Below are 23,225 nucleotides of genomic sequence, written 5' to 3' on the forward strand. Positions count from 1 at the left end.
ATGAACTGGATCAGCGCCCTGGCCGAACTGCAGCGCAACGGCGAACCCTGCGTCCTGGTGACCATCATCGAGGAGCGCGGCTCGACCCCGCGCAACGCCGGCTCGAAGATGGTGGTCAGCGCCGAGCGGCTCTACGACACCATCGGCGGCGGCCACCTGGAATACAAGGCCCAGGCCATCGCCCGGGAAATGCTTGCCGCGCGCAGCCAGGACAGCCGCCTGGAACGCTTCAGCCTGGGCGCCAGCCTGGGCCAGTGCTGCGGCGGCGCCACGGTGCTGCTGTTCGAACCGATGGGCCAGCCGCAGGCGCACATCGCCGTATTCGGCGCGGGCCATGTCGGCCGCGCCCTGGTACCCTTGCTCGCCGGCCTGCCCTGCCGGGTGCGCTGGATCGACTCGCGGGAGAACGAATTTCCCGCGGACCTGCCCGACGGCGTGGAGAAAGTGGTGAACGACGAAGTGCTCGACGAGGTCGAGCGGATGCCGCCCGGCAGCCACTTCATCGTCATGACCCACAACCACCCGCTGGACCTAGAGCTCACCGCGGCGATCCTGGCGCGCAACGACTTCGCCTACTTCGGCCTGATCGGCTCGAAGACCAAGCGCGTCAAGTTCGAGCACCGCCTGCGCGAACGTGGTGTCGACGCCGAACGCCTGCAACGGATGCGCTGCCCGATGGGCCTGGAGCAGGTGAAAGGCAAGCTGCCGGTGGAGATCGCCATTTCCATCGCCGGCGAGGTGATCGCCACCTACAACGCCGCCTTCGGCCTGGAGCGCAAGCAGGGTCCGTCGAGCGTCACCCGGCTGACCCCGGAGTCACGCCGCGCCCAGGAATCCTGAGCGCCCCTCCCCGCGTCCGCCGTCCGGCGGCGGACCTCCCACGAACCTTTTTTCGAGACTGCCATGACCCGCAACGCCAAAGCCTACCGCGCCGCCATCCTGCACAGCATCGCCGATCCCGCGGAGGTCGGCGTCGAACGCTCCTACGAATACTTCGAGGACGGCCTGCTGCTGGTGGAGGACGGCAAGGTCGCCCGCCTCGGTGACGCCGAAGCCCTGCTCGGCGAGATCGGCGACGTCGAGGTCGTCGAGTACCGCGACGCGCTGATCACCCCCGGCTTCATCGATACCCATATCCATTTCCCGCAAACCGGGATGATCGCCTCCTACGGCGAACAACTGCTGGACTGGCTGAACACCTATACCTTCCCCACCGAGCGCCAATTCGGCGACAAGGCCCACGCCGACCAGGTCGCCGCCATCTTCCTGCAGGAACTGCTGCGCAACGGCACCACCACCGCGCTGGTCTTCGGCAGCGTGCACCGGCAATCGGTGGACTCGCTGTTCGAGGCCGCCCGGCGCCTGGACCTGCGCCTGATCGCCGGCAAGGTGATGATGGACCGCAACGCGCCGGACTACCTGACCGACACCGCCGAGAGCAGCTACCGCGACAGCAAGGCGCTGATCGAACGCTGGCACGGCCAGGGTCGCCTGCTCTACGCGGTGACCCCGCGCTTCGCCCCGACCAGCAGCGCGGAACAGCTGGACATGGCGGCGCGGCTGCTGCGCGAGCATCCGGGGGTGTACCTGCATACCCACCTGTCGGAGAACCTCAAGGAAATCGAATGGGTGAAGGAGCTGTTCCCCGAGCGCAGCGGCTACCTGGACGTCTACGACCACCACGGCCTGCTCGGGCCGCGTTCGGTGTTCGCCCATGGCGTGCACCTGTGCGACGGCGAATGCCAGCGCCTGGCGGAGACCGGCTCGGCGGTGGCGTTCTGCCCGACCTCCAACCTGTTCCTCGGCAGCGGCCTGTTCGACCTGCCGAAGCTGGAGCGCTACAAGGTCAAGGTCGGCCTCGGCACCGATGTCGGCGCCGGCACCAGCTTCTCCCAGCTGCAGTCGCTGAACGAGGCGTACAAGGTCATGCAGTTGCAGGGCGCCCGGCTCGATCCGTTCAAGTCGCTCTACCTCGCCACCCTCGGCGGCGCCCGTGCGCTGGAGCTGGACGAGCGGATCGGCAGCTTCGCCGCCGGCAACGAGGCGGACTTCGTGGTCCTCGACTACCACGCCACCCCGCTGCTCTCCTACCGCCTGAGCCAGGCCGGCAGTCTGGCCGAACGGCTGTTCGCGCTGACCATCCTCGGCGAAGACCGCACGGTGAAGGAAACCTTCGCCGCCGGTCGCTCGGTGCATCGTCGCGACTGACTCCCGGCGGTAACGAAAAAGCCCCGCGACGCGGGGCTTTTTCATGCTTCGGATCAGGCCGCCGAGTCGCTGTCGGCCTTGGCCCGGCGCGGCTTCTTCTTGCTCCCGAGCAGATGCGAGAACACCGCGTGCAGGTCGCCGGACGCGTTGTCGCTCTCCAGGTTGAGCTTGCTGTCGATGTGCTCCATGTGATGCATCATCAGGGTCACCGCGCGCTCCTTGTCGCCTCTCTCGATGGCGTCGAGGATCTCGTTGTGCTCGTCGAACGAGCAGTGCGAGCGGCCGCCGCTTTCGTACTGGGCGATGATCAGCGAGGTCTGCGAAACCAGGCTGCGCTGGAAGCTCACCAGAGGAGCATTGCGCGCCATCTCGGCGAGCTTCAGGTGGAACTCGCCGGACAGGCGGATGCCGGCGCCACGGTCGCCACGGGCGAAGCTGGACTGTTCCTGCACCACCATCTCGCGCAATTCGGCCAGGCGCTCGGCGGTGGCGTTGTCGGTGGCCAGTTCGGTGATGGCGCGCTCGACGGTGCGGCGGGCGAAGAGGATCTGCCGGGCCTCGTCGATGCTCGGGCTGGCGACCACCGCGCCGCGGTTCGGCCGCAGCAGCACCACCTGCTCGTGGGCCAGGCGCGACAGGGCGCGGCGAATGATGGTGCGGCTGACGCCGAAGATCTCGCCGAGCGCTTCCTCGCTCAGCTTGGTGCCGGGGGCCAGGCGTTGTTCGAGGATGGCGTCGAAGATGTGGGCGTAGACGATCTCGTCCTGGGTACCGCTGCGGGCAGCCTTGCCGGTGCGCGGCGGCTTCCTGATGTGTTGCAACTGATCGGTCATCGGTCTCGAACCTTGTGCGTCCGGCTTGTGGCCTGGGCTGATCCTCGCTCGCGGGCGCGAGTGAGGCGCGCCGGCGGCTGATAGCGAAATAGTGTACACAAGCAGCGGCACCCGGCGCATCACCCCTTTCCCTCCCCGTTTCCGCCGCTGCGCCGCCCCGGGCGAAGACCCGCGACGGAAAGCTGATAAAAATGTGGGGAAACGCCCTCAAACATTCTTTGACCTTTTTGTATACAAAGGCATAATCGCTCGCACGAGTTCTTGACCCAAAGGTCAGAAAATCGTGCCCTCACATCACCTTCGAGCCGCGTCAGGGACCTGGTAACCAACCGGCCCGCAGGACCTAACAACAAGAGCGATGAGGAGTACCTGCTGTGGAAAGCACCAAACAAGAAGAACAAGGGATCTACGCTGCGACACCGCCCGCCACCGGCCTGCTCGAACGCCTGTTCAAGCTGCGCCAGCACGGTACGACGGTCAGGACCGAGCTGGCGGCCGGGCTGACCACCTTCATCACCATGGCCTATATCATCTTCGTCAATCCCAACATCATGGCCGACGCCGGCATCGACCACGGCGCAGCATTCGTCGCCACCTGCCTGGCAGCCGCCCTCGGCTGCTTCCTGATGGGCCTGTACGCCAACTGGCCGGTGGGCCTGGCGCCGGGAATGGGATTGAACGCCTTCTTCACCTATACCGTGGTCGGCACCATGGGCTACAGCTGGCAGATCGCCCTCGGCGCGGTGTTCATCTCCGGGGTGATGTTCATGCTGCTGACCTTCTCGCGGGTCCGCGAATGGCTGCTCAACAGCATTCCCCGCAGCCTCAGGTTCGCCATGGGCGCGGGGGTCGGCCTGTTCCTCGGCCTGATCGGCCTGAAGACCGCCGGCATCGTGGTGGCCAGCCCGGCGACCCTGATCAAGCTCGGCCACCTCACCTCGCCGGGCCCGCTGCTGGCGGCGCTGTGCTTCCTGATGATCGCCGTGCTCGAGTACCGCCGGGTGTTCGGCGGCATCCTGATCAGCATCCTCGGCGTCACCCTGGTCGGCTGGGCCCTCGGCCTGGTCGAGTACGGCGGGGTGTTCTCGGCGCCGCCGAGCCTGGCGCCGACCTTCCTGGCCATGGACATCGCCGGGGCCTTCAACGTGAGCATGATCAGCGTGATCCTGGCCTTCCTCTTCGTGCACATGTTCGATACCGCAGGCACTCTCATGGGGGTCGCCCAGCGCGCGCACCTGGTGAAGGAAGACGGGCGCATCGAGAACCTGTCGAAGGCGATGAAGGCCGACAGCGCCTCCAGCGTGTTCGGCGGTGCGCTCGGCGTGCCGCCGGTGACCAGCTACGTGGAAAGCGCCGCGGGCGTGGCCGCCGGCGGACGTACCGGGCTCACCGCGGTGGTGGTCGGTGCGCTGTTCGTCGCCGCGATGTTCTTCGCCCCGCTGGCCGGGATGATTCCCGCCTTCGCCACCGCCGGCGCGCTGATCTACGTGGCCATGCTGATGATGGGCGGGATGGCGCACATCGACTGGGACGAGCACACCGAGACCATCCCGGCGATCGTCACGGTGATCATGATGCCGCTGACCTTCTCGGTGGCCGACGGCATCGCCCTGGGCTTCATCACCTACGTCGCGATGAAGGTCCTCACCGGCAAGCATCGCCAGGTCTCGGCCAGCCTCTATGCCTTGTTCGTGATCTTCGTCGCCAAGTTCATCTTCCTCTGACCCCCGCGGATGGCGGGTAGCCGCAAGCGGCTATCCGCCCCGAACCCGTCGTTGTCCCCGGGGCGCACGACGCGCAGCGTCATCCACCACCCGGCCGCACCGTGCCTCTCTCCTCGTTCCCCGCAGATCGCCGATGACCGACCCTCGGCACACTTCCCGCGAACGAAAAAAAGCCCGCTCGATGGCGGGCCAGGGAAAAGGACTCAGGGAGTCAATGTTTCGTGGCACGCACCTAGCTGCCGCGATAGGTCGAATAGCTGTAGGGCGAGATCAGCAGCGGCACGTGGTAGTGATCGTCGGCGCAGGCGATGCCGAAGCGCAGCACCACCTGGTCGAGGAACGCCGGCTCCGGCAGCTGTACACCGCGGGCGCGGTAGTAGTCGCCGGCATTGAAGACCAACTGGTAGACCCCCGGGCGGAAATCCTCGCCCTGCAGCACCGGCTGGTCGCAGCGGCCGTCATGGTTGGTCAGGGTGGTGGCGATCAGCTCCAGTTGCTGGCCTTCGACCCGGTACAGCTCGATCTTGATGCCATGGCCGGGGCAGCCGTGCGCGGAATCCAGTACATGCGTGGTCAAACGTCCCATGGGTTGCGGGCGCCCGCTGGCGGACACCACTCCTCCTCTTGCCGTTGTTCTAGGGGTCGCTCCGGGGCCGGCCCGGTGCCGCTCGCTGCAGCCTGCTGGGAGGCCGCCTGCGAGGCAATATAAGTTATTTTCCGAATGATTGTATACAAAAATACCGATACGATCACAAAATGCGCTGCCTGCCCCGAAATCGTGCATTCGTTCCACAAGCCGCACCCGAAGGGGCTCGACTCATCGAGAGTTGACCATATGGACAGGTTTGCCGATGGATGAGTGGCATGCTGGCGCTGCAAGGATTGTATTTACAGACCACCGGCAAACTTGTATACAATAAATCCATCACGGCACCCACCGGCCTGCCCGGTACGCCGCCCCTCCACAACAAGGAACACGGCTGTGAGCGCTGACTACCCACGCGACCTGATCGGATACGGCAACAACCCTCCCCATCCTCACTGGCCCGGCGATGCACGTATCGCCCTGTCCTTCGTGCTCAACTACGAAGAAGGTGGCGAGCGCTGCGTCCTGCATGGCGACAAGGAGTCCGAGGCGTTCCTTTCCGAGATGGTGGCCGCCCAGCCCTTGCAGGGCGTGCGCCACATGAGCATGGAATCGCTTTACGAATACGGCAGCCGCGCCGGGGTCTGGCGCCTGCTCAGGCTGTTCAAGCGACGCAACGTGCCGCTCACGGTGTTCGCCGTGGCCATGGCGGCGCAGCGCAACCCCGAGGTGATCAGGGCGATGGTCGCCGACGGCCACGAAATCTGCAGCCACGGCTACCGCTGGATCGACTACCAGTACATGGACGAGGCCCAGGAGCGCGAGCACATGCTCGAAGCCATCCGCATCCTCACCGAGCTCACCGGCCAGCGTCCGGTGGGCTGGTACACCGGACGCACCGGCCCGAACACCCGGCGCCTGGTGATGGAGGAAGGCGGCTTCCTCTATGACTCCGATACCTACGACGACGACCTGCCCTACTGGGATCCGGCCAGCACCGCGGCGAAACCGCACCTGGTGATCCCCTATACCCTGGACACCAACGACATGCGCTTCACCCAGGTGCAGGGCTTCAACAACGGCGAGCAGTTCTTCCAGTACCTGAAGGACGCCTTCGACGTGCTCTACGAGGAAGGTGCGACGGCGCCGAAGATGCTCTCCATCGGCCTGCACTGCCGGCTGATCGGCCGCCCGGCGCGGATGGCCGCCCTGGAGCGCTTCATCGAGTATGCGCAGGGCCACGACAAGGTCTGGTTCGCCCGCCGCGAAGACATCGCCCGCCATTGGCACCGTGAACACCCCTTCCAGGAGAGCAAGGCATGAGCCGTTTCCAGACCCTGACTCCCGCCTCGCTGTCCCGCGAGGCCTTCGTCGAAGCCTTCGCCGATATCTACGAACACTCCCCCTGGGTCGCCGAGCAGGCCTATGACCTGGGCGTCGACGACAGCCTCAACGATATCGACGGCCTGCACCAGCGCATGGCCGACATTCTCCTCTCGGCCAGCCGCGAGGCCCAGCTGGCGCTGATCAATGCCCACCCGGACCTCGCCGGCAAGGCGGCGATCCGTGGCGAACTGACCGCCTCCAGCACCTCCGAGCAGGCTGGCGCCGGCATCCACGAATGCAGCGCCGAGGAGTTCGCCCGCTTCACCGAACTCAACGACGCCTACAAGGCCAGGTTCGGCTTCCCCTTCATCAAGGCGGTGAAGGGCAGCAACCGCCACCAGATCCTGGCGGCCTTCGAGGAACGCATCCAGCACTCCGCCGAAGAGGAATTCGCTACCGCGCTGGCCGAGATCAACAAGATCGCCCTGTTCCGCCTGCAGCAGCTCTGAGGCCTGCGGAGACGAACATGAACGCCGACCACGCGCCCTTCCGCCACTACCTCGACCTCGCCGACGCGCGCCTGGGCAGCCAGGTGGTCGCTGTCAGCGACGAGTGGTTCGCCCCGGCCAGCCGCATGCTGCAGGCCGGCGAGCCGGTGTGGAAGGAAGGCGTGTTCGACGACAGCGGCAAGTGGATGGACGGCTGGGAAACCCGCCGCAAGCGCTTCGAGGGCCATGACCAGGCGGTGATCCGCCTGGGTGTGTCGGGTGTGCTGAAGGGCGTCGACATCGACACCCGCTTCTTTACCGGCAACCATCCGCCGGCGGCTTCCCTGGATGGCTGCTTCTGCGCCGAAGGCGATCCGGATGACGGCACGTCCTGGAGCGAAGTGCTGCCGAGCGTGGAGCTGCAAGGCGATCGCCACCACTACCACGCGATAGATGACGAGCGTCCCTGGACCCACCTGCGCCTGAACATCTACCCGGACGGCGGCATCGCCCGCCTGCGCGTGTACGGCGTGCCCTACCGCGACTGGCGCAGCCAGACGCCGGGAACGGCGCTCGACCTGGCCGCGGCGATCAACGGCGGCCGGGCGCTGGCGTGCTCCGACCAGCACTTCGGGCCAATGGTCAACCTGCTCAAGCCCGGTCGCGCGCTCAATATGGGCGACGGCTGGGAAACCGGCCGCCGCCGCACACCGGGCCACGACTGGGCGATCATCGCCCTCGGTCATCCCGGCAGTATCGAGGCGGCGGTCGTCGATACCCTGCACTTCAAGGGCAACTATCCGGAAAGCTGCAGCATCCAGGCCGCCTTCGTGGAAGGCGGAAACGAGGCCCGGATCGAGGCGCAGAGCCTCTTCTGGCGCGAACTGCTGCCAGCGCAGAAGCTGGAAATGCACCACGAACACCGGTTCGAACGGCAGCTCAACGCCCTCGGCCCGGTCAGCCATGTACGCCTGAACATCTTTCCCGACGGCGGCGTCAGCCGCCTGCGCCTGTTCGGCAGGCCGCAACTACCGTGAGGCCCGGGCCCCGCGTGCGCCCGGAAGACAACAAACAGAATCGACAGGACCAGTATGCGCACTCTCAAGATCGAGCCGTTGACCAAGGAAGCCTTCGCCCCGTTCGGTGATGTGATCGAAACCGAAGGCAGCGACTATTTCATGATCAACAACGGCTCCACCCGCCGTTATCACAAGCTGGCCACGGTCGAGACCGCGCAGCCGGAGGATAACGCGATCATCAGCATCTTCAGCGCCGAGAAGCTGGAGATGCCATTGCGCATCCGCATGCTGGAACGCCATCCGCTGGGCAGCCAGGCCTTCATCCCGCTGCTCGGCAACCCCTTTCTGGTCGTGGTCGCGCCACTTGGCGATGTACCTGTACCGGGCCTCGTCCGCGCCTTCCTGACCAACGGAAGGCAGGGCGTCAATTACCACCGCGGCGTCTGGCACCATCCGGTGCTGACGATCGAAAAGCGGGATGACTTCCTGGTGGTCGATCGCAGCGGTTCAGGGAACAACTGCGACGAGCATTTCTTCACCGAGGACGAACAGCTCCTCCTCGACCCCCAATCAAACCAATAAGAGAGGTCCTGCCGCCGGTCCGCCGGCCAGGGCAAGAGGTACAAGACTGTGGAAGCACATCTCATCGAATGGCTGAACCTGCTGGTGCGCTGGATTCACATGATCGTCGGGATCGCGTGGATCGGCGCGTCGTTCTATTTCGTCTGGCTGGAGAACAACCTCAACCGCAGCAACCCGCGTGAAGGCCTGTCCGGAGACCTCTGGGCAATCCACGGTGGCGGCATCTACCACCTGGAGAAATACAAGCTGGCCCCGCCGAAAATGCCGGAGAACCTGCACTGGTTCAAATGGGAAGCCTATTCCACCTGGATGTCCGGAGTGGTCCTGCTGACCATCGTGTTCTACCTGAACCCGAGCCTCTACCTGATCGCTCCCGGCAGCGACCTGGCGCCGGCGGCGGCGATCGCCATCGGCATCGGCTCGCTGATCTGCGGCTGGTTCGTCTACACCATCCTCTGCGACTCGGCGCTGGGCAAGACTCCCGCCCTGCTCGGCCTGGTCCTGTTCGTCCTGCTGGTCGCCGCCGCCTACGGCCTGACCCAGGTGTTCAGCGGCCGCGGCGCCTACCTGCACGTCGGCGCGATCATCGGCACCATCATGGTCGGCAACGTGTTCAGGGTGATCATGCCGGCCCAGCGCGCGCTGGTGAAAGCCATCGAGGAAAACCGCGAACCCGATCCGGTGCTGCCGGCCAAGGGCCTGCTGCGCTCCCGGCACAACAACTACTTCACCCTGCCGGTGCTGTTCATCATGATCAGCAACCACTTCCCGAGCACCTACGGCAGCCAGTACAACTGGCTGATCCTGGCCGCCATCGCGGTGCTCGCGGTACTGGTGCGCCACTACTTCAACACCCGCCACGAGAGCAACCGCTTCGCCTGGGCCCTGCCCGCCGGCGCACTGGGCATGATCGCCCTGGCCTTCGTCACCACGCCGAACTACCAGCAGGCTTCCGCGCCGCTGGCCAGCGCCCCGGCGGCGGCTCCAGCGCAAGCGGCGGCCGGCGGCGAAGCAGCGCCGGCAGCCAGCCAGGCGTCCAGCGCCGGGGCGGCAGGCAGCCAGGACTTCGACAAGGTCCACCACGTGATCCAGGAGCGCTGCACCGTCTGTCACTCGGCCAAGCCGACCAGCCAGCTGTTCAGCACCGCGCCGGGCGGGATCATGCTCGACACCCCGCAGCAGATCCAGCAACTGGCGCCGAAGATCCAGGCCCAGGCCGTGGCTTCGCAGATCATGCCGCTGGGCAACATCACCCAGATGACCCAGGAAGAGCGCAACCTGATCGGCAACTGGATCGCCAAGGGCGCCCAGATCAACTGAGCCCTGGCCTCGAGGCAAAGGAACCGCACCTCCGGGTGCGGTTTTTTTTCGCCTGAAGCTGGGGCATCCGACCAATGTCGAACACCGTTCGGCGTTCCGCCTGCAAGCTGCGCCATTCCTGTGGATACAGTGGGAGCAGCTCTGGAAAGCCTGTAGTCGACCGATTGGTCAACTACAAAAAATTACTTTGTATACAAAAAATCGATTGAATCGAGCACACAACGGCGATATAAAACACCCCACCGCACCGCCCTGAAGTCTGGGGTGGATGTTCGGCCAGAAATACCCGGCCGCCGGAACCCGCCTTTTCCGGTGTCCGCCTGCGACTGACAACAATAAAAACGCCTGAGGTGTTGCATGTCCGTGGTAACTGATCGCCGCATCCCCGACTCGCCCGTAGACCAGCGCCTGCCGCTGACGCAGCTGCTGCTGGTGGGCTTCCAGCACGTGTTGCTGATGTACGGCGGCGCCGTCGCCGTACCGCTGATCGTCGGCCAGGCGGCCGGCCTCTCCCGCGAGGAAATCGCCTTCCTGATCAACGCCGACCTGCTGGTCGCCGGCATCGCCACCCTGGTCCAGTCGCTGGGCATCGGCCCGATGGGTATCCGCATGCCGGTGATGATGGGCGCCAGCTTCGCCGCTGTCGGCAGCATGGTGGCGATGGCCGGGATGCCCGGCGTGGGCATCACCGGGATCTTCGGCGCGACCATCGCCGCCGGCTTCTTCGGCATGCTCATCGCGCCGTTCATGTCGCGCATCGTGCGCTTCTTCCCGCCCCTGGTCACCGGCACGGTGATCACCTCGATCGGCATGTGCCTGTTTCCGGTGGCGATCAACTGGGCCGGCGGCGGCAAGGGCGCGGAGGACTTCGGCTCGCTGCACTTCCTGTTCCTCTCCAGCCTGGTGCTTTGCACCATCCTGCTGATCAACCGCTTCATGCGCGGTTTCTGGGTCAATATCTCGGTGCTGATGGGCATGGGCCTGGGCTATGCGATCGCCGGCGGCATGGGCATGGTCGACCTCGGTGGGCTGGCCGAGCGGCCCTGGTTCGACATCGTCACCCCGCTGCATTTCGGCGCGCCGACCTTCGACCTGGCACCGATCCTCTCGATGTGCCTGGTGGTGGTGATCATCTTCGTCGAGTCCACCGGCATGTTCCTCGCCCTGGGCAAGATCACCGGCCGCGAGATCACCTCGACCGAACTGCGCCGCGGGCTGCTCTGCGACGCCGGCGCCTCGTTCTTCGCCGGTTTCATGAACACCTTCACCCATTCCTCGTTCGCCCAGAACATCGGCCTGGTACAGATGACCGGGGTGCGCAGCCGCTACGTGACGGTCGCCGCCGCCGGCTTCCTGATCCTTCTCAGCATGCTGCCCAAGGCCGCCTTCCTGGTCGCCTCGATCCCGCCCGCGGTGCTCGGCGGCGCCGGCATAGCGATGTTCGGGATGGTCGCCGCCAGCGGCATCCAGATCCTCCACGAGGCCAACATCACCGACCGCCGCAACCAGTTGCTGGTGGCGGTGAGCATCGGCATGGGCATGGTCCCGGTGGTACGTCCGGACTTCTTCGCCCGCCTGCCGGTGTGGATGGAGCCGATCACCCATAGCGGCATCGCCATGACCGCGATCTGGGCAGTGGTGCTGAACCTGCTGTTCAACATCCTCAGCCGCAACGATCGCAGCCACCTGTGCGGCAGCCACGCGCCGGCGCCCAAGCATTCCTGACTCCCTGGCGGGCCGGCGACACTCACGGCCCGCCCTTCCCTCGGGCCGGACCTCGTCCGGCTTCTTTTTTCCTGCGCGTTGTCCGCGCCGCTCAGTCCCGCCGAAGGAAAGGCCCTGCCTTGCGTTCCAGCAGTTGCAGCAATTCCGCCTGCATGTAGGCGTAGTCGTCCGGAATATCCAGGCAGACCAGGCGCTTGCCTCTCATCGCCACGGCGTGCCGGCGCAGCAGAGCCTGCCGGTGACGGCGTTCCATGACGACGACCAGCGTCGCCCATTCCAGTTGCTCCCGCTCCAGGGGCGTCTCGGCGTCCACCGCCAGCCCGGCGGAATCGGTCTCGACGCCCGGCCAGTCGGCGAACAGCCGCTCGGCGCTGGGACTGCGCAGGCGGTTGCGACTGCAGATGAACAGGACCCGGTGCATGGAAGTCTTCCTTTGCTGGCATGGCAGACAGCATGACCTCTTCGCTGCGCTTCGGCGCTGCGCTGCATCGCGCTTTCCGAGACCGGCCAGCCGCCGGAAGACGGCCGCCTGGACGGCATGCGGAAGAGGCGGCGAATCGCGCCATTGGCGTGATCGCCCTACGAGGTGTCGTCAGCCGCCGGTCATGCTCATGAAACGCAGCACCTGGACCTGCTCCTGGGCGTCGAAGTGATGCCGCTCCGGCTTCAGGTTCAGCGCCGCCACCAGCGCCGCGCTCAGGCGCTCGCGGTCGCCGGGATGGCTGCGCAGCAGTTGGCGCAGGTCGAGCGCGCCTTCGTGGCCGAGGCACAGCACCAGCTTGCCCTCGGCGGTGACCCGCACGCGGTTGCAGTCGCCGCAGAAATTGTTGCTGTGGGGAGAGATGAAGCCGATACGGCTGGGTTCGTCACCGATCTGATAGTAGCGCGACGGTCCGCCACTGCGCGCCAGGCTCGGCGTCAGCGGCCAGCGCTGCTCGATGATCGCGCGGACTTCGTCGCTGGTGCAGAGGGTCAGCTCGCGACGGTGGCTGGTGATGCTGCCCAGCGGCATTTCCTCGATGAAGCTGATGTCCAGTTGGTTGGCCAGGGCGTACTCGACCAGGTCGAGGATCTCGTCGTCGTTGCGGCCCTTCTGTACCACGCAGTTCAGCTTGATCCGCTCGAAACCGGCTTCGCGCGCGGCCTGGATGCCATCCAGCACCTGCTCCAGGCGATCGCTGCGGGTGAAGGCGGCGAAGCGCTCGCGGCGCAACGAGTCGAGACTGACGTTCAGGCGGCGCACGCCGGCAGCCTTCAGCTCCCCGGCACGCTCGCGCAGTTGCGAACCGTTGGTGGTGATCGCCAGGTCTTCCAGTTCGGGGCGCTGGCCGAGGCGCGCCAGCAGCCCGGCGATGCCCTTGCGCACCAGCGGCTCGCCGCCGGTGATGCGGATGCGCCGCACGCCGAGGCCGATGAAAGCGTCGGCCACCGCGTACAGCTCTTCCAGGCTGAGGACCTGGTCGCGCGGCAGGAACTGCATGTCTTCGCTCATGCAGTAGGTGCAGCGGAAATCGCAGCGATCCGTCACCGACAGGCGCAGGTAGGTGATGCGGCGGCCGAAGGGATCGACCAGGCGGGAATCGGACATGGTGACTCGTTCTGTTCCGGGGGCTCGCCCGGCGCTCGGTGGGTGAGTGCGAGCGGGCGACTCGATACCCTCAACGAATACTCCAAATAGCGGAAAATGTATAGCGCAAATGAACCAGCGGGTCAGGATTTTCCAGGGCTCCGTCTCGTTCGCACCTTGCTTGAGGGGCGCTCCGGGCGGGTGCTACCATCTTCGGCTTCCTGCCGCCGTTGCAGCAATGAAGAACAAGGACTGATGACCAGCATCCGCGAGCGCAACAAGCGCCTGATCCTCCGCGCCGCCAGCGAGGAGTTCGCCGACAAGGGCTTCGCGGCGACCAAGACCAGCGACATCGCCGCCCGCGCCGGCCTGCCCAAGCCCAACGTCTACTACTACTTCCAGTCCAAGGAAAACCTCTACCGCTGCGTGCTGGAGAGCATCGTCGAGCCGTTGCTGCAGGCATCGGCGCCGTTCCGCGTGGAAGACGACCCGCTGCTCGCCCTGCCCGCCTACATCCGCTCGAAGATCCGCATCTCCCGCGAGCTGCCGCATGCCTCCAAGGTCTTCGCCAGCGAAATCATGCACGGCGCGCCGCACCTGCCGAAGGAATACCTCGACGAACTGAACGCCCAGGCCCAGCGCAACGTCACCTGCCTGCAGACCTGGATCGACCGTGGTCAGCTCGCCCCGGTGGACCCGCATCACCTGCTGTTCGCCATCTGGGCGGCGACCCAGACCTATGCCGATTTCGACTGGCAGATCTCCATCGTCACCGGCAAGGAACAGCTCAGCGACGCCGATTACGACGCGGCGGTGGAAACCATCACCCGCCTGGTCCTGAAAGGCTGTACGCCCGACGGCCAATCCGGCAAGAGCGCCGGCCGGTTGCGGCCGCTGCCGCTCTGACCCGCTCAGGGCGCGCCTGTCGAGCCCTGGCAACAGCCGGGATCAGGCTGGCCCCGTACCGCTGGTACGCCGGTGGCGGCCGAGCCGCCGGGATGCCTGCTGGGAACCGTTGCCAAGCATCGCTGCCACGCCGAGGAATCCTGCTTCCGGCACGGCACCCAGCCCCTGGCGGACGGCGACACACGCCAGCTGAAGAAGCGAGGAAAGGCCCGGCCGCCATGGCCGGGCCTGGCGATCAGCCGGCGTCGGGCACCAGCCCGACCGCCAGCACGCCCTGGATCGCACACTGCTCGTCGATGTCCGAGGTGTCGCCGCTGATGCCCACCGCGCCGACCACCTCGGCCTTATCGTTGCGAATCAGCACTCCACCCGGGGCCGGTACCAGGTTGCCATGGGCCAGGGTATTCACCGCCGAAATAAAGGAGGGTCGCTGCTGCGCGTCCGCCGCCAGCACTCGCGACGACTTGCCCAGGGCCACCGCGCCCCACGCCTTGCCGATGGCGATCTGCGGTCGCAGCATGCTCGCCCCGTCCTCACGCTGCAGCGCCACCAGGTGGCCGCCGGCGTCCAGCACCGCGATGGTCAGGGGCGCGGTGGACAGTTCGCGCCCCAGCGCCAGCGCCTGGCGGGTGATGCCCAGCGCGGTTTCCAGACTGATGGTGGTCATGGTCGTTCCTCTCGAGTTGATAAGGGTAGAAATCGGGAAGCCACCCGCAAGGCGGGTGCGTTCGAAAATTTGTACCCAATCTAGTAGCCGACCGGCTTTCCGAAAGCAACACATCAGAACAATCTGAACATATTTTTGTATACATTTTTTCAAACGATGGTTTTATAAGCCTGCTAACGTAGAGACTAAGTTATTGTTTTAATTAGATAAAAATGAATTTCAGCGGCTTTTCCCAGCGTATACAACCCATCTTGACCTTGCGCTCACCCTCTGCCTAGAATCGCTCCAACTTTTGTACACAATTAGTATAAGAACGAGGAACAAAACGATGGCCAGAATGAGAGCAATCGAAGCCGCCGTCCTGGTGATGCGCCGCGAAGGCGTGGATACCGCGTTCGGCGTCCCCGGTGCCGCGATCAACCCCATGTACGCCGCGCTGAAGAAGATCGGCGGCATCGACCATGTCCTGGCCCGTCACGTCGAAGGCGCCTCGCACATGGCCGAGGGCTATACCCGCACCAAGGCCGGCAACATCGGCGTCTGCATCGGCACCTCCGGCCCGGCCGGCACCGACATGATCACCGGCCTCTACTCCGCCTCCGCCGACTCCATCCCGATTCTCTGCATCACCGGCCAGGCACCGCGCGCCCGCCTGCACAAGGAAGACTTCCAGGCGGTCGACATCTCCAGCATCGCCGCGCCGGTGGCCAAGTGGGCGACCACCGTGCTGGAACCGGCCCAGGTCCCCTACGTGTTCCAGAAGGCCTTCCAGTTGATGCGCAGCGACCGGCCCGGCCCGGTGCTGATCGACCTGCCGTTCGACGTACAGATGGCCGAGATCGAGTTCGACATCGACGCCTACGAACCGCTCCCGGTGAGCAAGCCGAAGGCCACCCGGGTCCAGGCCGAGAAGGTCCTGGCCATGCTCGACGAAGCCGAGCGCCCGCTGCTGGTGGCCGGTGGCGGCATCTTCAACGCCGACGCCGCCGAGCGCTTCCGCGAGTTCGCCGAACTGACCGGCATCCCGGTAATCCCGACCCTGATGGGCTGGGGCGTGATCCCCGACGACCACCCGCAGATGGCCGGCATGGTCGGCCTGCAGACTTCGCACCGCTACGGCAACGCCACTCTGCTGGAATCCGACCTGGTGCTCGGCATCGGCAACCGCTGGGCCAACCGCCACACCGGTAGCGTCGAGGTCTACACCGAGGGCCGTCGCTTCATCCACGTGGACATCGAGCCGACCCAGATCGGCCGGGTGTTCATGCCCGACCTGGGTATCGTCTCCGACGCCGGCGCCGCCCTCGACGCGTTCCTCGAAGTGGCCCGCGAGTGGAAGGCGGCCGGCAAGCTGAAGTCGCGCGCCGCCTGGCTGGAAAGCTGCCAGCAGCGCAAGCGCACGCTGCAGCGCAAGACCCACTTCGACAACGTGCCGGTGAAACCGCAGCGCGTCTACGAAGAGATGAACGAGTTCTTCGGCAAGGATGCCTGCTACGTCAGCACCATCGGCCTGTCGCAGATCGCCGGCGCGCAGTTCCTCCACGTCTACCAGCCGCGCCACTGGATCAACTGCGGCCAGGCCGGCCCGCTGGGCTGGACCATTCCCGCCGCGCTGGGGGTGGTCAAGGCCGACCCGAGCCGCCAGGTGGTGGCGCTCTCCGGCGACTACGACTTCCAGTTCATGATCGAGGAACTGGCGGTCGGCGCGCAGTTCAAGCTGCCCTATATCCACGTACTGGTGAACAACTCCTACCTGGGCCTGATCCGCCAGGCGCAGCGCGGCTTCGACATGGACTATTGCGTGCAGCTGGCCTTCGACAACATCAACGCCCCCGAGCTGGAAGGCTACGGCGTCGACCACGTGGCGGTGGTCGAGGGCCTGGGCTGCAAGGCGATCCGGGTGTTCGACCCGAACGAGATCGGCGCCGCCCTGGCCAAGGCCCGCGAACTGATGCAGCAACACCAGGTGCCGGTGGTGGTCGAGGTGATCCTGGAGCGCGTCACCAACATCTCCATGGGCACCGAGATCAACGCCATCAACGAGTTCGAGGAACTGGCCGAGAAAGGCGCCGACGCGCCGACCGCCATCTCCCTGCTCGATTGATCGTCGGCCTTTCCCGGGGGCGCGGACGGTGCGTGCGGCACCCCACCCCTGGCGAAAGGCCTCCCGAACGTTTGACCGAACGATAGGAGCAAGACATGCCCCGTTTCTGCGCCAACCTGTCCATGCTGTTCACCGAGGTGGACTTCCTCGACCGCTTCGACGCCGCCGCCAAGGCCGGCTTCGCCGGCGTGGAATACCTCTTCCCCTATGACGTCGAGGCCGAGACGATCAAGGCCCGCCTGCAGGCCAACGGCCTGGAGCAGGTGCTGTTCAACCTGCCGGCCGGCGACTGGGCCAAGGGCGAGCGCGGCATCGCCTGCCACCCGGACCGGGTCCAGGAGTTCCGCGAGGGGGTCGACAAGGCCATCGCCTATGCCAAGGTGCTGGGCAACCGCCAGGTGAACTGCCTCGCCGGGATCCGGCCGCAGGGGCACGACTGCGCCAGTGTCGAGCAGACCTTCGTCGACAACCTGCGCTACGCCGCCGACAAGCTGGAAGCCGCTGGCATCCGCCTGGTCATGGAGATGATCAACACCCTCGACATCCCCGGCTTCTACCTGCAGAACACCCGCCAGGCCCTGGAGATCCGCGACAAGGTCGGCAGCGCCAACCTGTTCCTGCAATACGACATCTATCACATGCAGATCATGGAAGGCGATCTGGCGCGCACCCTGGAAAACCAGCTGGCGGCGATCAACCACGTGCAGCTGGCCGACAACCCAGGCCGCCACGAACCGGGCACCGGCGAGATCAACTACCGCTTCCTCTTCGAGCATCTGGACCGCATCGGCTACCAGGGCTGGATCGGCTGCGAGTACAAGCCGGCCACCACCACCGAAGCAGGTCTCGGCTGGATGAAGACGCACAACGTCGTCTGACCCGCCCCTACGAACAAGACGCTCCCGCCTCTCTGCGCGGAGCCACTCGACAGACAGAACCAGGAGACACCCGCATGGCCAAGATCGGATTCATCGGCACCGGAATCATGGGCAAGCCCATGGCGCAGAACCTGCAGAAGGCCGGCCACAGCCTGTTCCTTTCCACCCACCACGACGCCGCTCCGGCCGACCTGCTGGAGGCCGGCGCCATTGCCCTGGCCAACCCGAAGGAAGTGGCCCAGGAAGCCGAGTTCATCATCGTCATGGTGCCGGACACCCCGCAGGTCGAGGACGTGCTGTTCCGCAAGGACGGCATCGCCGAAGGCGTCGGCCCGAACAAGGTAGTGATCGACATGAGTTCGATCTCCCCCACCGCCACCAAGGGCTTCGCCGAGAAGATCAAGGCCACCGGCGCGCAGTACCTGGACGCCCCGGTCTCCGGCGGCGAGGTCGGCGCCAAGGCGGCGACCCTGAGCATCATGGTCGGCGGCTGCCCGAACACCTTCGAACGCGCCCTGCCGCTGTTCCAGGCGATGGGCAAGAACATCACCCGCGTCGGCGGCAACGGCGACGGCCAGACCGCCAAGGTGGCCAACCAGATCATCGTCGCGCTGAACATCCAGGCGGTCGCCGAGGCCCTGCTGTTCGCCGCCCGCAACGGCGCCGACCCGGCCAAGGTGCGCGAGGCGCTGATGGGTGGCTTCGCCTCCTCGCGGATCCTCGAGGTGCACGGCGAGCGCATGGTCAAGGGCACCTTCGACCCGGGCTTCCGCATCAGCCTGCACCAGAAGGACCTCAACCTGGCCCTGGCCGGCGCCCGCGAGCTGAACCTGAACCTGCCCAACACCGCCAACGCCCAGCAGGTGTTCAGCACCTGCGCGGCCATCGGCGGCAGCAACTGGGACCACTCGGCGCTGATCAAGGGCCTGGAACACATGGCCAACTTCTCGATCCGCGACGAGTGATCCGCAGTCCGCGCGGGCCCGTCACCCCGCGCGGAGCGACGAAACCCTTCTCGAAGGGATCGGGGAGAGGAACGGTCGACGAACTCCGGTGTTCGCCGCCGCCCTCTTCCTTCCCCGCCCACAAGGCGGGGTAAAGGAAGCGAACGCCCGGCCGGGAGATTCACGGCCTCTGCGTCCGGGCGCCTCGCTTCCATTGCACAGTTCCCGCCGGTGCGGGTGCTGCGCAATGGAAGCGTCGACCACGCTGCGACCGCCGGCCCGACCGGCGGCACGACAACAAGAAATTCGGAGCCTGTCATGAGTACCGACCCACGCGCCTTTCTCACCGAGCTGTTCAATACCGCGGTGGCGGCCGGCCACCCCTACCAGGTGCTGGCCGACCACCTGCCGGAAGATCGCAGCGGGCGCGCCATCGTCATCGGTGCCGGCAAGGCCGCCGGGGCCATGGCCGAAGTGGTGGAGAAGCACTGGCAGGGCGAGATCCGGGGCCTGGTAGTGGCGCCTTACCGCTACGGCGCGCAATGCAGTCGCATCGAGGTGGTGGAAGCCTCCCATCCGGTGCCCGACGACGCCGGCGAGCGCGTCGCCCGTCGCGTGCTGGAACTGATCAGCGACCTGAACGAGAACGACCGGGTGATCTTCCTTCTCTCCGGCGGCGGCTCCGCGCTGCTTTCGCTGCCGGCCGAAGGCATCGCCCTGGCGGACAAGCAGGCGGTGAACAAGGCGCTGCTCAAGTCCGGCGCCGCCATCGGCGAGATGAACTGCGTGCGCAAGCACCTCTCGGCGATCAAGGGCGGCCGCCTGGCCAAGGCCTGCTGGCCGGCCAGCGTCCATACCTACGCGATTTCCGATGTTCCCGGCGACGAGGCCACGGTGATCGCCTCCGGTCCCAGCGTCGGCGATCCGACCACCTCCGCCGACGCCCTGGCGATCCTCAAGCGCTACGCCATCGACGTGCCGCGGAACGTCCTCGACTGGCTCGCCGACCCGCGCTCGGAAACCGTCAAGCCCGGCGACCCGTGCCTGGCGCGCAGCCACTTCCAGTTGATCGCCACGCCGCAGAACGCCCTCGACGCGGCAGCGGTGAAGTGCCGCGCGGCCGGTTTCTCGACGCTGATCCTCGGCGACCTCGAGGGCGAAGCGCGGGAAGTCGCCAAGGTCCACGCCGGCATCGCCCGGCAGATCCGCAAGCACGGCCAGCCGCTGGCGGCGCCCTGCGTGATCCTCTCCGGCGGCGAGACCACCGTCACCGTGCGCGGCAACGGCCGCGGCGGACGCAACGCCGAGTTCCTCCTCAGCCTCACCGCCGAGCTCAAGGGCGAACCGAACATCTGGGCCCTGGCCGGCGACACCGACGGCATCGACGGCTCGGAAGACAACGCCGGCGCGCTGATGACGCCCTGCTCCCATGCCCGCGGCGAGAAGGCCGGGCTGAAGATCCGCGACGAGCTCGATGACAACAACGGCTACGGCTATTTCCAGGCCCTCGGCGACCTGCTGGTGACCGGACCGACCCGGACCAACGTGAACGACTTCCGCGCCATTCTCATCCTCGAGTCCTGACATGACAGCCGACAAGAAAGCCAAGATCCTCGCCACCCTCGGCCCGGCCACCCGCAGCCGCGACGATATCCGCGCCCTGGTGGAGGCCGGCGCCAACCTGTTCCGCCTGAACTTCAGCCACGGCGACTATGCCGATCACGCGCAGCGCTTCGCCTGGGTACGCGAGGTGGAAGCGGAACTGAACTACCCGATCGGCGTGCTCATGGACCTGCAGGGTCCGAAGCTGCGGGTCGGCCGCTTCGCCGCCGGCGCCGTGCAATTGCAGCGCGGGCAGACCTTCACCCTCGACCTCAGCGACGCCCCCGGTGACGAGCGGCGGGTCAACCTGCCGCACCCGGAGATCATCCATGCCCTGGAGCCGGGCATGAGCCTGCTGCTGGACGACGGCAAGATCCGCCTGGAAGTGGTCAACTGCCACAGCGACGCCATCGAAACCCGCGTCGCGGTGGGCGGCGAGCTGTCCGATCGCAAGGGCGTCAACGTGCCGGAAGCGGTGCTGCAGCTCAGCCCGCTGACCGACAAGGACCGCCGCGACCTGGCCTTCGGCCTGGAACTGGGGGTCGACTGGGTGGCGCTGTCCTTCGTGCAGCGCCCGGAGGACATCGACGAGGCTCGTGGACTGATCGGCGACAAGGCGTTCCTCATGGCCAAGATCGAGAAGCCCAGCGCGGTGAGCGCCATCGAGGCGATCGCCGAGCGCGCCGATGCGATCATGGTGGCGCGCGGCGACCTCGGCGTGGAAGTGCCGGCGGAGAGCGTGCCGGGCATCCAGAAGCGCATCGTCCAGGTCTGCCGCCAGCTCGGCAAGCCGGTGGTGGTGGCCACCCAGATGCTCGAGTCGATGCGTTTCTCCCCCGCCCCGACCCGCGCCGAGGTGACCGACGTGGCCACCGCGGTGGGCGCCGGCGCCGACGCGGTGATGCTCTCGGCGGAAACCGCCTCCGGGCAATACCCGCGCGAGGCGGTGGAGATGATGGCGAAGATCGTCCGCCAGGTGGAGGCCGAGCCGGACTACCACGTCCAGCTCGAAGTCAACCGCCCGCAGCCCGACGCCACCGTCTCCGACGCGATCAGCTGCGCGATCCGCCGGGTCAGCCGGATCCTCCCGGTGGCGGTGCTGGTGAACTACACCGAATCGGGCAACTCGACCCTGCGCGCCGCCCGCGAGCGGCCCAAGGCGCCGATCCTCAGCCTGACCCCGAACCTGCGCACCGCGCGGCGCCTGACCGTGGCCTGGGGCGTGTATTCGGTGGTCAACGAGCAACTGGCGCACGTCGACGAGATCTGCTCCACCGCCCTCGACATCGCCCTGGCCCAGCGCATGGCGCGCCGCGGCGACACCGTGGTGGTCACCGCCGGCGTGCCGTTCGGTCGCCCCGGATCGACCAACATGCTGCGCATCGAGACCGTGGCGCCGCCGCTGGGAGGTCTCTGAAGCAAACGAGTTCGGTCCGGCCCGCGCCGTCCCCCGGGCATGCGGGTCGGGCCACCCTTGTCTCTCTCGGATGGATGGGGCCGGAAATACGGGGCCGCGTCTCCATCCATCCGGGAAAGACCTTCTTGTCGGACCATGGCCTCCCTCGCGCACTCCCATGCAGGCCATGGACATTCAAGGCCTCCGGTTCAACTCCTGCCGGAGGTCTTTTTTTCTTCCCGGGACGCCCTGCTTGCATGCTCCTCGCCCGGCAACGTCGCGCGGGATGCGTCGACTCCGCTCCCGGCCGTACAATGATCAACCCCGCCTCTCGCGCAGGCCCGGCATCTCCGTGCCTGCCGAGCGGCCCTTGCCGCGCTGACCGCCATGCACCTGCAACCTGTCCTCAATGCATCCCGAATCCTCCTGCGCGGCATCAGCCAGGTGTTCCTCCAGGGCGACCCACGCCTGGGCCTGGCCTGCCTGCTGGCGATCGCCGTCGGCGCGCCGCCGCTGCTCGCCGGCGCCCTCCTTGGCGGCGCCCTCGGCCCGCTCCTGGCGCGCCTGTTGCGCTGCCCCGACAGCGACATCGCGGCCGGGCTGTACGGCTACAACGCGGTGCTGATCGGCATGCTGCTGGCATTCCGCTTCGCCTGGTCGCCGGGCCTGCTGGCGCTGGTGGCGCTCGGCTGCCTGGCCAGCGTGGCGCTGCAATGGCTGTTCCTGCATGGGCTGCGCCAACGCCGCTGGCTACCGCCCTATACCCTGGGCTTCGTCCTCAACGGCTGGTGGCTGGTGCCCCTCGGCACCTGGCTCGGCCTGGCCCCGGCGGTTCCTGGCGGCTGCTTCAGCTGCGCCTGGAGCGGCACGGCGGAGCTGGCGGCGCTGCCGCTGGGGATCGGCGAGATCATCTTCCTCGGCGAACCACTCGCCGGCCTGCTCGTCTGGCTCGGCCTGCTGCTGGTCTCGCGACCCTCCGCCGCCTGGGCGCTGGCCGGCGCCGCGGCCAGCCTGCCGCTGGCCTGGCTGCTCGGCTACGACTGGCCGAGCGCCCTGGCCGGGCTCTACGGCCTGAACGCCGCCCTCGCCGGACTGGCCCTGGCGCTGCGCTACCGCACGCCATGGCCAGCGCTGCTCGGCATCGGCCTGGCGGTGGCGCTGCAGCCGCTGTTCGGGCTCCTCGGCCTGCCGGCGCTGACCGCGCCGTTCATCCTCGCCTGCCTGCTCTGCATCGGCGGCGAGCGCCTGTACCTGCGCCTGGCCGGCGGCCTCGGCGCGCGCCTCGGCCGTCGGCGTTCCTGAGGCGGGGAACGCTGGCGCCGGCCAGCTAGTCTGGTAAGGTGCCGCATC

At 66.7% G+C, this 23,225-nt stretch carries 22 protein-coding genes; 17 read left to right on the forward strand and 5 right to left on the reverse strand.

Going from position 1 to position 23,225, the window contains the following annotated elements; translation table 11 throughout:
- Both xdhC and guaD read left to right on the forward strand, forming a co-directional pair.
- Complete coding sequence (gene xdhC / locus B7D75_RS17325) at positions 1-840, forward strand: xanthine dehydrogenase accessory protein XdhC (RefSeq protein ID WP_034082347.1); 840 nt, start codon at positions 1-3, stop codon at positions 838-840.
- A 63-nt stretch (positions 841-903) separates the two neighbouring features.
- Positions 904-2,208 (forward strand): guanine deaminase, encoded by a 1,305-nt coding sequence (gene guaD / locus B7D75_RS17330; protein WP_107114258.1) that lies wholly within the window; start codon positions 904-906, stop codon positions 2,206-2,208.
- A 53-nt stretch (positions 2,209-2,261) separates the two neighbouring features.
- Here the strand turns inward: guaD and B7D75_RS17335 are convergent, their stop codons facing one another.
- Positions 2,262-3,041 (reverse strand): GntR family transcriptional regulator, encoded by a 780-nt coding sequence (locus tag B7D75_RS17335; protein WP_034082349.1) that lies wholly within the window; start codon positions 3,039-3,041, stop codon positions 2,262-2,264.
- Between the two features lie 374 nt (positions 3,042-3,415).
- Here B7D75_RS17335 and B7D75_RS17345 point away from each other — a divergent pair, with 374 nt between their 5' ends.
- Positions 3,416-4,765, forward strand: a complete 1,350-nt coding sequence (locus tag B7D75_RS17345; RefSeq protein ID WP_003150452.1) for an NCS2 family permease — start codon at positions 3,416-3,418, stop codon at positions 4,763-4,765.
- Positions 4,766-4,997: 232 nt separating this feature from the next.
- Here B7D75_RS17345 and uraH read toward each other — a convergent pair whose 3' ends face one another.
- The gene (gene uraH, locus B7D75_RS17350) at positions 4,998-5,378 is read right to left on the reverse strand and encodes a hydroxyisourate hydrolase (protein ID WP_023442822.1); all 381 of its coding nucleotides are present in this window, start codon (positions 5,376-5,378) and stop codon (positions 4,998-5,000) included.
- Positions 5,379-5,629: 251 nt separating this feature from the next.
- On the opposite strand from uraH, the gene B7D75_RS29955 reads away from it, so the two are divergent.
- The 7 genes from B7D75_RS29955 to B7D75_RS17380 all read left to right on the forward strand — a co-directional run bounded on the left by B7D75_RS29955 (position 5,630) and on the right by B7D75_RS17380 (position 11,811).
- Positions 5,630-5,758 (forward strand): hypothetical protein, encoded by a 129-nt coding sequence (locus B7D75_RS29955; protein ID WP_012076370.1) that lies wholly within the window; start codon positions 5,630-5,632, stop codon positions 5,756-5,758.
- Complete coding sequence (gene puuE, locus B7D75_RS17355; protein ID WP_012076371.1) at positions 5,748-6,674, forward strand: allantoinase PuuE; 927 nt, start codon at positions 5,748-5,750, stop codon at positions 6,672-6,674. Before B7D75_RS29955 ends, puuE begins: the two co-directional genes overlap by 11 nt.
- Positions 6,671-7,186 (forward strand): 2-oxo-4-hydroxy-4-carboxy-5-ureidoimidazoline decarboxylase, encoded by a 516-nt coding sequence (gene uraD, locus B7D75_RS17360; protein ID WP_003150457.1) that lies wholly within the window; start codon positions 6,671-6,673, stop codon positions 7,184-7,186. The genes puuE and uraD overlap by 4 nt, the downstream gene beginning before the upstream one ends.
- A gap of 17 nt (positions 7,187-7,203) precedes the next feature.
- A complete protein-coding gene (gene alc / locus B7D75_RS17365) occupies positions 7,204-8,202 on the forward strand; it encodes an allantoicase (protein WP_034082352.1) in 999 nt (332 codons plus the stop codon).
- Between the two features lie 54 nt (positions 8,203-8,256).
- Entirely contained in the window at positions 8,257-8,766 is a 510-nt protein-coding gene (locus tag B7D75_RS17370) for an ureidoglycolate lyase (RefSeq protein ID WP_003150460.1), read from the forward strand.
- Positions 8,767-8,814: 48 nt separating this feature from the next.
- On the forward strand, positions 8,815-10,086 hold the full coding sequence (locus B7D75_RS17375; RefSeq protein WP_012076373.1) for a urate hydroxylase PuuD: 1,272 nt from the start codon (positions 8,815-8,817) through the stop codon (positions 10,084-10,086).
- A 357-nt stretch (positions 10,087-10,443) separates the two neighbouring features.
- On the forward strand, positions 10,444-11,811 hold the full coding sequence (locus tag B7D75_RS17380; RefSeq protein WP_043100598.1) for a nucleobase:cation symporter-2 family protein: 1,368 nt from the start codon (positions 10,444-10,446) through the stop codon (positions 11,809-11,811).
- A gap of 91 nt (positions 11,812-11,902) precedes the next feature.
- Here the strand turns inward: B7D75_RS17380 and B7D75_RS17385 are convergent, their stop codons facing one another.
- Both B7D75_RS17385 and moaA read right to left on the reverse strand, forming a co-directional pair.
- Positions 11,903-12,232 (reverse strand): low molecular weight protein tyrosine phosphatase family protein, encoded by a 330-nt coding sequence (locus B7D75_RS17385; protein WP_003153128.1) that lies wholly within the window; start codon positions 12,230-12,232, stop codon positions 11,903-11,905.
- Between the two features lie 171 nt (positions 12,233-12,403).
- Entirely contained in the window at positions 12,404-13,399 is a 996-nt protein-coding gene (gene moaA / locus B7D75_RS17390; RefSeq protein ID WP_012076376.1) for a GTP 3',8-cyclase MoaA, read from the reverse strand.
- Positions 13,400-13,633: 234 nt separating this feature from the next.
- On the opposite strand from moaA, the gene B7D75_RS17395 reads away from it, so the two are divergent.
- Entirely contained in the window at positions 13,634-14,284 is a 651-nt protein-coding gene (locus B7D75_RS17395) for a TetR/AcrR family transcriptional regulator (protein ID WP_003087183.1), read from the forward strand.
- A 235-nt stretch (positions 14,285-14,519) separates the two neighbouring features.
- Here B7D75_RS17395 and B7D75_RS17400 read toward each other — a convergent pair whose 3' ends face one another.
- Positions 14,520-14,951, reverse strand: coding sequence for a GlcG/HbpS family heme-binding protein (locus B7D75_RS17400; RefSeq protein WP_012076377.1), 432 nt, complete (start codon positions 14,949-14,951; stop codon positions 14,520-14,522).
- A gap of 328 nt (positions 14,952-15,279) precedes the next feature.
- On the opposite strand from B7D75_RS17400, the gene gcl reads away from it, so the two are divergent.
- The 6 genes from gcl (at position 15,280) to B7D75_RS17430 (ending at position 23,177) form a co-directional block, all read left to right on the forward strand.
- Positions 15,280-17,055: a glyoxylate carboligase gene (gene gcl, locus B7D75_RS17405; RefSeq protein WP_003087182.1), complete on the forward strand. Its 1,776-nt coding sequence runs from the start codon at positions 15,280-15,282 to the stop codon at positions 17,053-17,055.
- Positions 17,056-17,150: 95 nt separating this feature from the next.
- On the forward strand, positions 17,151-17,933 hold the full coding sequence (gene hyi, locus B7D75_RS17410) for a hydroxypyruvate isomerase (protein WP_034082359.1): 783 nt from the start codon (positions 17,151-17,153) through the stop codon (positions 17,931-17,933).
- A gap of 74 nt (positions 17,934-18,007) precedes the next feature.
- Complete coding sequence (locus B7D75_RS17415; RefSeq protein WP_003087180.1) at positions 18,008-18,898, forward strand: 2-hydroxy-3-oxopropionate reductase; 891 nt, start codon at positions 18,008-18,010, stop codon at positions 18,896-18,898.
- 297 nt (positions 18,899-19,195) lie between these two features.
- On the forward strand, positions 19,196-20,461 hold the full coding sequence (locus B7D75_RS17420) for a glycerate kinase type-2 family protein (RefSeq protein WP_034082360.1): 1,266 nt from the start codon (positions 19,196-19,198) through the stop codon (positions 20,459-20,461).
- Between the two features lies 1 nt (position 20,462).
- Positions 20,463-21,896 (forward strand): pyruvate kinase, encoded by a 1,434-nt coding sequence (gene pyk / locus B7D75_RS17425; protein ID WP_019485650.1) that lies wholly within the window; start codon positions 20,463-20,465, stop codon positions 21,894-21,896.
- Between the two features lie 366 nt (positions 21,897-22,262).
- Positions 22,263-23,177 carry an urea transporter gene (locus B7D75_RS17430; RefSeq protein WP_107114259.1) on the forward strand — a complete coding sequence of 305 codons (915 nt, stop codon included), beginning with the start codon at positions 22,263-22,265 and terminating at the stop codon, positions 23,175-23,177.
- The last annotated feature ends 48 nt before the right edge of the window (positions 23,178-23,225 follow it).

It is taken from the genome of Pseudomonas paraeruginosa, from assembly GCF_003025345.2.
Lineage (GTDB): Bacteria > Pseudomonadota > Gammaproteobacteria > Pseudomonadales > Pseudomonadaceae > Pseudomonas > Pseudomonas paraeruginosa.